The organism is Bacteroides sp. AM10-21B, from assembly GCF_003472565.1.
Lineage (GTDB): Bacteria > Bacteroidota > Bacteroidia > Bacteroidales > Bacteroidaceae > Bacteroides > Bacteroides propionicigenes.
Genome location: NZ_QRME01000011.1, coordinates 62,169 through 76,664, shown reverse-complemented (window position 1 = coordinate 76,664; position 14,496 = coordinate 62,169). Strand labels below are relative to the sequence as shown.

The following is a 14,496-nucleotide window of genomic DNA, read 5'->3' as shown; positions in this document are numbered from 1 at the left end:
AAAAACAACATCAAACAGTTTGATGCAGACCGGCTTTTTAGGCTCTATTCTGTTTTTTCTTTCAGAAGGTTTTCCATTTTCAGCACTTCATCACGATATTGAGCGGCTTCAATGAAGTCGAGTTTCTTGGCGGCTTCCTGCATGAGTTTTTTGGTACGCTCAATACTCTTTTCAAGTTGGGCGCGACTCATGTACTGAACAATCGGGTCTGCAGCGAGTGTAGCGGTACTGTCTTGTTCCACATAGGGACGGGGAGTGGTTGCGGAAGATTTTTCTTTACCCGCTCCGCTTTCGGCGAGTCCTTCCGTACCGGCAAATACATTGAGATTCTTTGCTTTCTTTATTTGCTGGGGAGTAATGCCATGTTCTTCGTTGTACTTCAATTGTTTTTCGCGGCGGCGGTTGGTTTCGTCAATGGTGAGCTGCATACTGTCCGTAATTCTGTCGGCATACATGATAACCATACCGTTGACGTTACGGGCGGCACGTCCGGCTGTCTGAGTCAACGAACGGTGAGAACGGAGAAATCCTTCCTTGTCCGCGTCCAAGATAGCCACAAGAGAAACTTCCGGCAAGTCCAGTCCTTCACGCAAAAGATTGACACCGACAAGCACATCATATTCACCTTCACGTAAATCACTCATAATTTTTACGCGTTCCAGCGTGTCTACATCACTGTGTATGTAATTACACTTTACGCTGTTATTGAGAAGATATTCTGTCAGCTCTTCCGCCATACGTTTGGTCAGAGTGGTGACGAGCGTACGTTCATTGCGTTCTATGCGCAATTGGATTTCTTCCATCAGGTCGTCTATCTGGTTATGGCTGGGACGCACTTCGATAATAGGGTCCAGCAAACCGGTGGGGCGAATCACCTGTTCCACTACAATACCTTCGGATTGCATCAGTTCGTAGTCGGCGGGGGTGGCACTGACGTATATCACTTGCTTGGCCATTGATTCAAATTCCTCAAATTTCAACGGGCGATTGTCCATTGCGGCGGGAAGCCGGAAACCGTATTCTACAAGATTGGTCTTTCGGGCGCGGTCACCGCCATACATGGCACGTATTTGCGGAACACTGACATGGCTCTCGTCAATGACAATCAGGAAATCATCGGGGAAAAAATCCAGTAGACAGTAAGGGCGAGTACCCGCCTCACGTCCGTCAAAATAGCGCGAATAGTTCTCAATGCCCGAACAGTGACCCAGTTCGCGTAGCATTTCCATGTCATAGGTGACCCGCTCCTGCAAGCGTTTGGCTTCAAAAGGACGTCCCTCGTTTTCAAACCACTGCACCTGTTTGTGCAAGTCGTCCTCTATCTCGTGGATAGCCCGCAGGGTGGCTTCTTTGGTCGTCATAAAGAGGTTAGCGGGATATATTTTGTAGGCATCGAACCGGGCGATTGTAACTCCGCTTATAGGGTCCACTTCTTCAATACTGTCTACTTCATCTCCCCAAAAAACTATGCGCAGAAGGTTGTCGGCATAGGCAAGGTAAATGTCTACGGTATCACCCTTTACGCGAAAATTACCGCGGTTCAAGTCGATGTCGTTGCGGACATAAAGACTGTCTACAAGCCGGCGCAGGAATACGTTGCGGCTGTAATTTTTCCCTTGTTGCACGTCAATGACGTTATTATAAAAATCCGCCGGATTTCCCATACCGTAGATGCACGATACGGAAGATACCACTACCACGTCCTTGCGTCCGGAAAGCAGGGCGGAAGTGGCGGCAAGCCGAAGTTTGTCAATTTCGTCATTGATGGCGAGGTCTTTCTCTATATAAGTGTCTGAAGAAGGAAGATAGGCTTCGGGTTGATAATAATCATAATAGGATACGTAATATTCTACCGCGTTGTTTGGAAAGAATCCTTTGAATTCACTGTATAGTTGCGCTGCCAACGTCTTGTTATGGCTCAATATGAGCGTAGGTTTGTTGATGTTGGCTATGACATTGGCAATGGTAAATGTTTTTCCGGAACCTGTCACACCCAGTAATGTCTGTGCAGGGACTCCTTCACGCACACCTTCGGTAAGCTGCGCAATTGCTTCCGGCTGGTCGCCGGTGGGCTGATAGGCGGATGTTAACTCGAATTTGTTCATTTCATCAGAATTGTAGGGCAAAGATAGGAAAGTTACATCGAAAATTTGTGAATTCGTAAGTAAAACATATCTTTGCGGTATCAAATTAATAACAACCATTAATGTAATACAACAAAAACATGATTTGGAACGAAAGTATCGAATGCATGGATCGCGAAAGCCTTCGTAAAATTCAGAGCATTCGTCTTAAAAAGACAGTGGAACGTGTATATCATGATACTCCTTTCTACCGCAAGAAAATGCAGGAACTGGGAATTACTCCCGATGACATCAACAGCATTGACGACATTGTGAAACTTCCTTTTACTACGAAATACGATTTACGGGACAATTATCCTTTCGGGCTTTGTGCCGTTCCTATGAGTCAGATAGTGCGTATCCATGCATCTTCCGGTACGACCGGAAAGCCTACCGTGGTGGGATATACGCGTAAAGACCTTTCAGCTTGGTCGGAATGTTTGTCACGTGCTTTTACAGCTTATGGCGCAGGCAGCTCGGATATTTTTCAAGTGTCTTACGGATATGGGCTTTTTACCGGTGGATTAGGCGCTCATGCCGGTGCCGAGAATATCGGCGCTTCTGTTATTCCTATGTCCAGCGGTAATACGGAGAAGCAAATTACGTTGATGCATGATTTCGGTTCGACAGTACTCTGCTGCACGCCCTCTTATGCGCTGTATCTGGCGGATGCCATTAAAGATTCGGGCTTTCCGCGTGAAGAGTTCAAGTTGAAAGTCGGGGCATTCGGTGCAGAGCCGTGGACGGAGAATATGCGTCGGGATATTGAAACGAAGTTGGGTATAAAGGCTTATGATATTTACGGATTGAGCGAAATAGCGGGTCCGGGTGTGGGATACGAATGCGAATGCCAAAATGGTACACATCTTAATGAAGATCATTACTTCCCGGAGATAGTAGACCCGAAAACGCTTGAACCGGTTGCACCGGGTGAAACAGGCGAACTGGTATTTACTCACCTAACCAAAGAAGGTATGCCGTTGCTGCGTTATCGCACCAAAGACCTTACGGCTTTGCACTATGAAAAATGTGCTTGCGGACGTACACTGGTACGTATGGATCGTATTCTCGGGCGTAGTGATGATATGCTCATTATACGCGGTGTGAATGTATTCCCCACACAGATTGAATCTGTTATTCTTGAAATGCCTGAATTTGAACCGCATTATTTGTTGCTTGTCGACCGTAAGAATAATACGGATACCATGGAACTGCAAGTGGAAGTCCGTCCGGAATATTACTCCGATGAGATTAACAAGATGCTGGCTTTGAAGAAGAAACTTACTGCACGTTTGCAGAGTGTATTGGGCTTGGGCGTAGACGTCCGTTTGGTAGAGCCACGCAGTATTGAACGCAGTGTAGGTAAAGCGAAACGCGTAATAGATAATCGTAAATTGTAAATCCTCAAATAGTAAACTTATGGTAGCAAAACAACTTTCTATTTTTTTGGAAAATAAGTCCGGTCGCCTTACGGAGGTAACGGAAGTTCTTGCCCAAGAAGGTGTTAATCTTTCTGCTCTCTGCATAGCCGAGAATGCCGATTTCGGTATTCTTCGCGGCATCGTCTCCGAACCGGATAAAGCGTATAAGGCTTTAAAGGACAATCATTTTGCCGTAAACGTAACAGATGTGGTGGGAATCAGCTGTCCCAATGTTCCGGGTTCATTGGCAAAAGTGCTTCGTTGCCTGTCTGATGAAGGTGTATTTATTGAATATATGTACTCTTTTGCCAACGGACAGACTGCCAATGTTATTATCCGTCCCAATGATATGGAAAACTGTATCCGGGTATTGACGGAGAAAAAGGTGGATTTACTCGCTGCAAGCGATTTATATAAACTGTAAAAAGGAAGAAAAATAACAGAGTGATAGGGTATAATTTCAGTACCTCATCACTCTGTTGCTCTGTCATCTTATTATCTTGCATCACTTTACCCTTCTGTCACTCTATTATTTTTTTCTTTCCCTATTCATCGATTATCTTTCTCCCTTCGTCTTTGTTTTTGAAAAATTAAGGTGCGTATCGTTGTTTAATTCGATGCGAACCTCTATCTTTGCGCATTATTTGAATAAAAGTAATGAAGAAGAACATCCTTATAACTTTGCTTGCAGCACTGCTGCTCTCCTCATGTGGAGAATACAACAAGTTGCTGAAAAGCACAGACTACGAATACAAGTACGAAGCGGCAAAGAATTACTTTGCAAAAGGCCAGTACAATCGTGCTGCAACTTTGCTGAATGAATTGATTGCTATTCTTAAAGGTACTGATAAAGCGGAAGAATCACTTTATATGCTGGGTATGAGCTATTATAACCAGAATGATTATCAGACTGCCGCACAGACATTTACCCAATATTACAATGTGTATCCGCGTGGTACGTTTTCTGAATTGGCGCGTTTCCATGCAGGAAAGGCGTTGTATTTGGATACACCGGAACCCCGTTTGGACCAGTCCAGTACATATAATGCAATTCAGCAATTGCAGATGTTTCTTGAATATTTCCCGAACAGTTCAAAAAAAGATGAGGCTCAAAGCATGATTTTCGCATTGCAGGACAAGCTGGTTATGAAAGAATATCTTTCGGCCAAACTCTATTATAATTTAGGAAATTATTTGGGAAATAACTATGAGTCTTGCGTTATCACTGCACAAAATGCGTTGAAGGATTACCCTTATACCAATATGCGTGAAGATTTGTCTATTCTTATCCTGCGTGCCAAATATGAAATGGCAGTGTATAGTGTGGAGGATAAGAGAGCCGAACGTTATCGCGAGACGGTAGATGAATACTATGCTTTTAAAAATGAATTTCCTGAAAGCAAATACATGAAAGATGCCGATCGCATTTTCAAGGAAGCGCAGAAGATTTTGAAAGACTGATAGAAAGAGAGATTATCATCGTTATAGAATAAAATTAATTTAGATAGAAATTTATGGATTACAGAAAGACAAATGCTCCTGTTACTACGGTGACCCGCGATATGATGGAGTTGTGTGAGGATACCGGTAATGTATATGAAACAGTAGCGATTATTGGTAAGCGTGCCAATCAAATCAGTGTTGAAATCAAGAATGATCTTTCTAAGAAGCTGGCTGAGTTTGCTTCTTATAATGACAATCTTGAAGAAGTATTCGAGAATCGCGAACAGATTGAGATTTCCCGTTACTATGAGAAATTACCGAAACCTACATTGATTGCTACTCAGGAGTATCTTGAAGGTAAGGTATATTATCGTAATCCTTCTAAGGAAAAAGAGAAATTGCAGTAATGATACAACGTATTCAATCCGTTTATTTATTGTTAGTAGCAATTCTGCTGGTTGTGGCTATCTGCTTGCCGGTGGGAGAGTTCATTGGTTCGGATGGGATATCCGCTCATGTTTTCAAACCACTGGGGGTAACTTTGGCCGACGGGAGTTTTCAGTCTACATGGGGTTTGTTTGGTATTCTTTTATTGAGTGCAATCATTGCGCTATGCACTATATTCCTGTTCCGTAACCGTATGCTGCAAGTTCGTATGACGATATTCGGCAGTCTTTTACTGATAGGCTATTACATTGCTTTCTTTGTATTCATGTTTATCTTGAAAGGCGATTTGAATGCAATGAGTTTCCAGTTGGGTTGGGCTTTATGTTTACCTGCCGTATGTATCATACTGAATTATTTGGCTTTCCGTGCTATCTATCGTGACGAACTGATGGTGAAAGCTGCGGATAGATTGAGATAATGAGTCTGTTTCGATAAGAAGCGGAGATTGAAATAATAAAGGGGTTGTCAAAATATAGAAGTCCTATCATTCTGTCATTCTGAACGCAGTGAAGAATCTCTTCTCTGCATACATTAGAGAGGAGATTCTTCGTCGCAAGCTCCTCTGAATGACAGATTATACCTTAGCGTAAAAATCAAAAGATGTTTTGAGCGAAGCTAATGATAGGACTTTTACATTTTGACACCTCTTTTATTTATCAGACCTGTCGTTATTTTGGCTCAGTTTGAAAACTTGAGAGCTTGGTAAAAAACGGAGCGGTAGAGAATTCGTGGAGATTTTGTTTAGTGTAATAAAAGTTCGAGCTTTGTCTTGTGGCACAAACAAATCAATTGCAATTGTTGGCAGAAGCCGTGTTGCTTTCATGCCACCCCCTTTCACCCTTCCGAATCCTCCTGTTTATACGGGATAGCGGGTGGAACCCCATATCACAGACTGCATATTCCGGCAATTCCAATGACGCATCTCAGCTCCCTAAACCACACACCTCAGCTCCTCAAATGCCTGTGGTTTGCAGGACAAATGCTCGTGGTTTAGGGAGCTGAAGTGTGTGGTTTAGAGAGCTGAGATGTGTCATTGGGGAAGTAAAAAGCGGGTTCCACCCGCTATCCCGTATAAACAGGAGGATTCGGAAGGGTGGAAGGGGTACAGGCGCAAACTGAAATCCAAGAATATTCCCTGTTTTGATGTATATCATAATCCGTTTTGATGTATATCAAAATGAATTATGATGTACATCACTTCCTCTTCAGATTAGCGAATGTGTATACATAAAGGGGAATTAGAAAATGTTAATCCCCCAAGAACTACAACTGAACCGTTATTTTCTTAAATCGAATAAATAAGTGATTTTAGCCGTGATAACTCCATGGGCTGAACGGGAGAAATAGTCTTTCTTAGTACTACTGTAAAAGTCGGACAAAGCATAATAATATCTGCCTTCTACCAAAAAGTTTCCAGCTTTGGTACGAAGCTCTATACCGGCCCCGCCCGTAATACCATAGTCAAACTTGTTATCTACAGCTTTGTCGTGTTGCTCAACGGTTATTCCCGTATCATTGTCCCAGTCACCGCTTATTGTATAACTGTCTCCTAAGAAGAAGCCAATCTGCGGCCCGGCATGAATAAAGAATTGCAGCCCCCTGTCTTTTCCGAATGCCAGATGCGCAAGGAAAGGAATTTCTACATAGTTCATCTTGCGTGTGTATTGCAGTTCGGGATAGTCCTGGTAAAATTCATCCCAGCCATGCTGGGAGAAGTTAAGTTCTATTTGCGCACCGCATATCATACTGAAGTACTTCTCGGAAATATAACGGGCTGTCAGTCCTCCGTTGATGCCCATCAGATTGCTTTGGCGGACTCTGGGAGAGAAACTTACACTATTCAGGTTGATACCGCCGTTGATGCCCACAGAAAAGTTATGGCGTTGTTCGCCCACCTGTGCGCTTGCCGGCAAGGCACACATACCTGCCAAGAGTGCTGTTCCTATAATTGTTTTTAGTTTCATTTTCCTAAAATTGCGAATTGCTATGACCTAATGGCTGTAGTGCCGTCTCTTTAATCAAAATCGAGCTTTATCAATTCAAAGTTTTTGGTGAAATGCACAAAGAATACTTTCCGGTTGATAAATCCGCCCCAGTTATTTACGCGCTGGAACTTGAATCCGGTCTGAATGGGAACGAGGTCCATTCCGTTCAAGTTCTTTTCAAATCCGGAACCGTATCGGGACAACCCTTTGAGGAAGAAATAACCTGTATCGAAACCTAACATGCCGAATTTGGGATAACGCTCATCCATTTCTTTTCCATACCATTTGCGATAACTCTTGGTGAAGTTGATAGCTGCCGGCAACAGATTGTTCGTATAGAAAGATGAATAGAAATATGTATCGAGTTCAAAGAAGGCTTCAAGATGATCTTTTGTGTAAGTCTGCCATTCCGGGTAGCCGAACAGATGTACGCGGTTGTCGGGCTTTTCGCGTACCAATAACGTCAACTGCGGAAGTATCTTAATCAGTGTGACGTTACTTCCGGAAGTGGGGATGAAGATATTTTCGCGGTCGTCACGCAGTACGGCTTTCAATGATTCTACGGTAGCATCTTCTTTCAAAGATTTCATCGGTATGGAGCGGTTGCGCAGTTCCTCCTTCAGCCCTTTTATAAAGTCCGCTTTGTCTTTAGTGCCTTGGCTGGCTTCGATGAAGATGACATTGGCATTAGGGAACTGGCGGACAAAGTGGTCGTACACTTCTGAATAGAGATAGGATTGGGGCGTATTGATTTGGTACACCGACGGATTACGGAATACGGTATTGTCTTTGGATGTAAACGGTATGACCAGACGTATATCATGCTTGTCGGCAAAGTCGGCCAGCGGCTTGATGTGTTGCTGGTGTAGCGGACCGAAAATAATATCCATATCCTTCATCTCGTTTTTTCCAAGTATGGCGTTCAGGGATGATGTGGCAGGACCGGTACTGTAAGTATAAAGGTCGATGGAAGTGCCTGTACGCTTCAAGCTGTCTACCGCCATGAGGAAACCTTCATAATATTCCACCATTTTTGCGGATTCGCTTTTACTTGCCCCGTCGGGTAGGAACGGAAGGATAACGGCAGCTTTGATAACATTGATGCGCTCGTTGCTCTTTTTGTTTTCACTGAATAGTTCGCTGTTGCTTGGCACAGTTTGGGGGTGTGTGCTTTGCTGCGTTTGGGAAGATGGATAGGGGATACAGAGGAATGATCCCTTCTTTATTTTATTCTCACCCCGCAACTCCGGATTGGCGGCAATGAGTTCGGCCTCAGTGATGCCATATTCGCGGCTGATGCTGAATACCGTTTCTTTGCGTTTTACCTTATGCATATCGCGGCAACGTGATTGTACCGGAGCTTGAACAGATACAGTCCCTGCAGATGTGTCGGAAAGTTCCTGTGCGTTTTCGGTGGCGGTTGTCGCGTCCGTAGAAGAAGGTATCTGAATTACCTGCCCGATGCGGAAGTTTTCGGCACTCAGTCCGGGATTGGCATCGCATATGGCTTTGGCGGATACGTTATATTTCACGGTCAGGCGATATAGAGTCTCACCGGGAGCTATGGTATGAAAAGTTTCCTTTTGCGAATTGGCATCCGTACGCGGAATGCGCAAGGTGCGTCCCACATATATTTTGTCATCGCTGCCGGGATTTAGTTGTACTATATCCGCTTGGCTGATGTTGTACATGCTGGCAATGGAATATAAGCTTTGACCTTTTTCTATTGTATGCAGAAAATATGACTGGTTTTCTTGTGCATTTACACCGAAACTGCATGCGCCGGCAAACAGTAGGGAGCAAAAAATACGGTTGATTGTTTTCATTCAGTAATCGTTGGTTTATGTTTACAATTTCCCAAAGTAGCTGCAAAGTTAGCAATATTGTCCTATTTTAACCAAAGGATTGCGTTAAGAAATAATATTGTGCATTTCAAAACTGAAAAATACATCTTTTCGACTGATATTCGGTGGGAAACCGTTATTTTTGCACAAATTCATTAATTAAAGTATGCAAGAAGAAACAGAATATATCAATGTATACGGAGCGCGTGTACATAATTTGAAAGACATTGATGCTGAAATCCCCCGCAACAGCCTGACTGTTATCACCGGGTTGAGTGGAAGCGGCAAGTCATCTCTCGCATTCGATACGATATTTGCCGAAGGCCAGCGCCGTTATATTGAAACATTTTCAGCCTATGCCCGTAACTTCTTGGGCAACTTGGAACGCCCTGATGTGGATAAAATTACAGGATTGAGCCCTGTGATTTCCATAGAGCAAAAGACAACCAATAAAAATCCACGTTCTACCGTAGGTACGACAACGGAGATATACGATTATCTTCGTCTGCTGTATGCCCGCGCCGGTGAAGCTTATTCTTATCTTTCCGGTGAAAAAATGGTGAAATACACCGAAGAACAGATTCTTGAGCTTATTCTGAATGATTATAAAGGGAAACGTATTTACATTCTTGCTCCGTTGGTGCGTAGTCGTAAGGGTCATTACAAGGAATTGTTCGAGCAAATTCGCAAAAAAGGTTATCTCCATGTCCGTGTGGACGGTGAGGTGCGCGAAGCAATGCCCGGCATGAAACTGGACCGTTACAAGAGCCACGATGTGGAGGTGGTCATTGACAAGCTGGTGGTAACGGATAAGGATGACACCCGCTTGAAGAACAGCGTTGCCACTGCCATGCGTCAGGGTGACGGATTGCTGATGATTCTTGATGCCCAAAGTGAGAGTGTTCGTCATTACAGCAAGCGCCTGATGTGCCCTGTAACCGGGTTGTCCTATCGTGACCCCGCTCCCCATAACTTCTCTTTCAACTCCCCGCAGGGGGCTTGTTCCAAGTGTAAAGGTCTGGGTGTGGTGAGCCAGATTGATATAGACAAGATTATCCCCGACCGCGAACTGTCCATCGGAGAGGGAGCCATCATTCCTTTGGGAAAATCCAAAAACAGCATGATTTTTTGGCAGATTACCGCATTGTTGGAGAAATACGAAGCTACGCTGAAAACCCCTGTCAAGGAACTTCCGGACGATGCCATTGATGAAATACTGTACGGTTCGGACGAGCGTATAAAGATAAAGAGTTCGCTTATCGGTACATCTTCCGACTACTTTGTTACTTTTGAGGGAGTGGTGAAGTACATCCAGATGTTACAGGAAAAGGATGCGTCTGCCACGGCACAGAAGTGGGCGGAGCAGTTTGCCAAAACGGCTGTCTGTCCTGAGTGTCATGGCGCAAAGTTGAATAAGGAAGCCTTGTCGTTTCGCATTCATGATAAAAATATCTACGAACTCTCCACAATGGATATCAACGAGTTATATGACTGGTTGATGAATGTAGACCAATATCTTAGCAATAAGCAACAACAGATTGCTGTAGAAATATTGAAAGAAATCCGTACCCGCCTGAAGTTCTTGTTGGATGTGGGATTGGATTATTTGTCATTGGACCGTAGCGCTGTCAGTCTTTCCGGTGGTGAAAGCCAGCGTATCCGGTTGGCTACGCAGATAGGTTCGCAGTTGGTAAATGTGCTCTATATTCTGGACGAGCCGAGCATCGGATTGCATCAACGTGATAATCAGCGGCTCATCCATTCGCTGAAAGAATTGCGTGATATGGGTAATTCCGTTATCGTGGTGGAGCATGATAAAGACATGATGCTCGCTGCGGATTATGTTATAGATATGGGACCCAAAGCGGGCAGGTTGGGTGGTGAGGTCGTGTTTGCCGGAACTCCGCAGAAGATGCTGCAAACGCATACGCTGACTTCTCAATATTTGAACGGTGAACGTGCCATTGAAATTCCTGCCGAACGCCGGAAAGGCAATGGACATAGTCTTTGGCTGCGTGGTGCAAAAGGCAATAATCTGAAGAATGTGGATGTAGAGTTCCCGCTTGGCAAGCTGATTTGTGTAACGGGCGTGTCGGGTAGCGGGAAGTCTACATTGATTAATGAAACGCTTCAGCCTATTCTTTCACAGAAGTTTTATCGTTCTCTTCAAGATCCTTTGGAGTACGGCAGTATCGAAGGATTGGAGTATATAGATAAGGTGGTGAATGTAGACCAGTCACCATTAGGACGAACCCCCCGTTCCAATCCGGCTACCTATACGGGGGTCTTTTCCGATATCCGTAACTTGTTTGTAGGCTTGCCCGAAGCCAAAATCCGCGGCTACAAAGCGGGACGTTTCTCGTTCAATGTCAGTGGCGGACGTTGTGAAGCCTGTCAGGGTAATGGTTACAAAACCATTGAAATGAACTTCCTGCCCGATGTCTATGTTCCTTGTGAGGTTTGCCACGGCAAGCGTTACAATCGAGAGACGTTGGAAGTGCGCTTTAAAGGGAAATCCATTGCCGATGTGCTGGATATGACAATAAACCGTGCAGTGGAGTTTTTTGAAAACGTACCTCAGATATTGAATAAGATTAAGGTTATACAAGAGGTTGGCTTGGGGTATATCAAGTTGGGACAATCTTCTACCACACTCTCCGGTGGAGAGAGCCAGCGTGTGAAATTGGCTACCGAACTTTCCAAACGGGATACGGGCAAGACACTTTATATTCTTGACGAACCTACTACCGGACTACATTTTGAGGATATTCGCGTTTTGATGAACGTATTGAATAAACTGGTCGATAAGGGTAATACGGTTATCGTTATCGAGCATAATCTTGATGTTATCAAAATGGCGGACTATATTATCGACATGGGTCCCGAAGGAGGTAAGGGCGGGGGAGAACTTCTCTCCTGCGGCACGCCTGAGGAAGTAGCGAAGAGTACGAGGGGATATACGCCGAAGTTTCTGAAAGAAGAGCTTCATGATTTGTAATAAAAGAGTCCTGATTTGCAATGAAAGAATCCAAGATTAATAAAACGAATGCAGCCCGGCTGCTTGATAAGGCAAAGATAGCCTACGAACTCATCCCCTACGAAGTGGATGAGAAAGATTTGAGTGCCATACACGTTGCCGCCAGCTTGGGAGAGGATATAGAACAGGTCTTCAAAACACTGATATTGCATGGTGACAAGACCGGCTATTTCGTGTGCGTCATTCCCGGAGAGCATGAAGTCGACCTGAAATTGGCGGCTAAGATCTCCGGAAACAAGAAGTGTGACCTCATCCCTATGAAGGAGCTGCTTCCGCTGACGGGGTATATTCGCGGCGGTTGTTCACCTATCGGTATGAAAAAGCCTTTTCCCACTTATATTCACGAGACTTGCCTGCAATTCTCCCATATCTATATCAGTGCCGGACAACGCGGATTGCAGCTTAAGTTGAATCCGAAAGATTTGATAAAGGAAGTACGCGCCGAGGTTTGTACTCTTTTTGAGTCATAAAAGCTCGGTTCGGGTAAGAGATATTCTGTTTTCTTACCGAAAATCTCGATGAAAAGCATATATTTGCAAAAAATATAAATAAACTAATACTAATTACTAATTTACAAAAACTTATTTTTATGTTTAGCAAACACCCTAATGGTTTGATTGCTGCCGCTTTGGCTAATATGGGAGAGCGTTTCGGCTTCTATATTATGATGGCAATCCTTACATTGTTTATCTCGGCTAAGTTCGGGTTGTCTGAAACGACTACCGGATATATTTATTCCGCATTCTATGCATCCATCTATATCTTGGCATTGGCAGGCGGTATTATAGCTGACAAAACTAAAAACTTTAAAGGCACTATTCTTGCCGGTTTGGTGATGATGGCTGTCGGCTATTTGATTATTGCCATTCCTACTCCTACGCCGGTTCCCAGTATGGCGCTTTACTTGGGATTGACCTGTTTCGGACTTTTGGTAATTGCTTTCGGTAACGGTTTGTTCAAAGGTAATCTTCAAGCACTGGTAGGTCAGATGTACGATGACCCCAAGTATTCAAGCTTGCGCGACTCCGGTTTCCAGATTTTCTATATGTTTATTAATATCGGCGGTTTCTTTGCTCCGTGGATTGCTATCGGTGTGCGTAACTGGTGGTTGAAGGTCAATAACTTCGACTATGATGCCACTTTGCCCGAACTTTGTCACCAATTCCTTAAGGAAGGTGATAAGATGGCTCCTCAGGCAATGGAAAATCTTGCGTCGTTGGCAGATAAAGTTACACTCAACGGCAGCCATGTGACTGATATGGGCGCATTTGTCAACAACTATCTGGATGTGTTTAACCGTGGTTTCCAATATGCTTTCATGGCAGCTATTGTTGCCATGTTGATTTCATTGGTAATCTATCTGGTCAATAAGAACCGTTTCCCCGACCCGGCAAAGAAAGTGGTAGCTGCCACAGAACAAAGTGCTACTGTAAGTAAGGAAGAAATCAAGATGAGTGCAGCAGAAATCAAGCAACGTATCTATGCTTTGTTCGCTGTATTCGGTGTAGTAATCTTCTTCTGGTTGTCATTCCATCAGAATGGTTATTCGCTGACTTACTTTGCGCGCGACTATGTGGATTTGAGTGTAATCGATATCGACCTCGGATTTACCCGTATCAAGGGTGCTGAAATATTCCAATGTGTAAATCCGTTCTTTGTGGTATTCCTCACTCCGTTTATCATGTGGTTGTTCGGTTCGTTGAAGAAAAACGGCAAGGAACCTTCTACTCCGATGAAGATTGCTATCGGTATGGGTATTGCGGCATTGGCTTATGTGTTCCTGATGGTATTCTCATTCACTCTGCCCGCCAAAGATGCGCTGAGTACAATGAGTGCGGCCGAAATTAATGCTATCCGTGTAACCCCGTGGATTATGATTGGCTTGTACTTCATCCTTACGGTTGCCGAATTGTTTATCTCACCGTTGGGCTTGTCTTTCGTGTCGAAGGTGGCTCCTCCTCATTTGCAAGGTTTGATGCAGGGCTGTTGGCTGGCTGCAACTGCAGTAGGCAACTCGTTGCTTTTCATTGGCGGTATTCTTTATACTACCGTTCCAATTTGGGCATGCTGGTTAGTCTTTGTGGGTGCCACAGGTGCTTCTATGATTGTAATGCTCTCGATGGTTAAGTGGCTGGAGAGAGTGGCAAAATAAATGAGAAAACTTATTTAAATGAAGAATGAGGAATGAAGAATGAA

Annotated in this window: 11 protein-coding genes; 8 read left to right on the top strand and 3 right to left on the bottom strand. The window is 44.1% G+C overall.

Annotation, left to right across the window (positions count from 1 at the left end; translation table 11 throughout):
* Positions 1–44: 44 nt before the first annotated feature.
* Positions 45–2,105, bottom strand: a complete 2,061-nt coding sequence (gene uvrB / locus DW121_RS14080; RefSeq protein ID WP_118324167.1) for an excinuclease ABC subunit UvrB — start codon at positions 2,103–2,105, stop codon at positions 45–47.
* A 119-nt stretch (positions 2,106–2,224) separates the two neighbouring features.
* On the opposite strand from uvrB, the gene DW121_RS14075 reads away from it, so the two are divergent.
* The 5 genes from DW121_RS14075 to DW121_RS14055 all read left to right on the top strand — a co-directional run bounded on the left by DW121_RS14075 (position 2,225) and on the right by DW121_RS14055 (position 5,852).
* Complete coding sequence (locus DW121_RS14075) at positions 2,225–3,523, top strand: phenylacetate--CoA ligase family protein (RefSeq protein ID WP_118324165.1); 1,299 nt, start codon at positions 2,225–2,227, stop codon at positions 3,521–3,523.
* Positions 3,524–3,542: 19 nt separating this feature from the next.
* A complete protein-coding gene (locus tag DW121_RS14070) occupies positions 3,543–3,968 on the top strand; it encodes an amino acid-binding protein (protein ID WP_117711775.1) in 426 nt (141 codons plus the stop codon).
* A 233-nt stretch (positions 3,969–4,201) separates the two neighbouring features.
* Complete coding sequence (locus DW121_RS14065; protein ID WP_117711774.1) at positions 4,202–5,005, top strand: outer membrane protein assembly factor BamD; 804 nt, start codon at positions 4,202–4,204, stop codon at positions 5,003–5,005.
* Positions 5,006–5,058: 53 nt separating this feature from the next.
* Entirely contained in the window at positions 5,059–5,394 is a 336-nt protein-coding gene (locus DW121_RS14060; RefSeq protein WP_009121057.1) for a DNA-directed RNA polymerase subunit omega, read from the top strand.
* Positions 5,394–5,852: a DUF4293 domain-containing protein gene (locus tag DW121_RS14055; RefSeq protein ID WP_117711773.1), complete on the top strand. Its 459-nt coding sequence runs from the start codon at positions 5,394–5,396 to the stop codon at positions 5,850–5,852. The genes DW121_RS14060 and DW121_RS14055 overlap by 1 nt, the downstream gene beginning before the upstream one ends.
* Before the next feature lie 859 nt (positions 5,853–6,711).
* Here the strand turns inward: DW121_RS14055 and DW121_RS14050 are convergent.
* Positions 6,712–7,398 carry a porin family protein gene (locus DW121_RS14050; RefSeq protein ID WP_117711772.1) on the bottom strand — a complete coding sequence of 229 codons (687 nt, stop codon included), beginning with the start codon at positions 7,396–7,398 and terminating at the stop codon, positions 6,712–6,714.
* 50 nt (positions 7,399–7,448) lie between these two features.
* Positions 7,449–9,245: a LysM peptidoglycan-binding domain-containing protein gene (locus DW121_RS14045; RefSeq protein ID WP_118324163.1), complete on the bottom strand. Its 1,797-nt coding sequence runs from the start codon at positions 9,243–9,245 to the stop codon at positions 7,449–7,451.
* 184 nt (positions 9,246–9,429) lie between these two features.
* Between DW121_RS14045 and uvrA the strand changes: the two genes are divergently transcribed.
* The 3 genes from uvrA (at position 9,430) to DW121_RS14030 (ending at position 14,452) form a co-directional block, all read left to right on the top strand.
* Complete coding sequence (uvrA, locus tag DW121_RS14040) at positions 9,430–12,261, top strand: excinuclease ABC subunit UvrA (protein WP_118324161.1); 2,832 nt, start codon at positions 9,430–9,432, stop codon at positions 12,259–12,261.
* A gap of 20 nt (positions 12,262–12,281) precedes the next feature.
* The gene (gene ybaK / locus DW121_RS14035) at positions 12,282–12,770 is read left to right on the top strand and encodes a Cys-tRNA(Pro) deacylase (RefSeq protein ID WP_118324159.1); all 489 of its coding nucleotides are present in this window, start codon (positions 12,282–12,284) and stop codon (positions 12,768–12,770) included.
* Positions 12,771–12,889: 119 nt separating this feature from the next.
* The gene (locus DW121_RS14030; protein WP_117711768.1) at positions 12,890–14,452 is read left to right on the top strand and encodes a peptide MFS transporter; all 1,563 of its coding nucleotides are present in this window, start codon (positions 12,890–12,892) and stop codon (positions 14,450–14,452) included.
* The last annotated feature ends 44 nt before the right edge of the window (positions 14,453–14,496 follow it).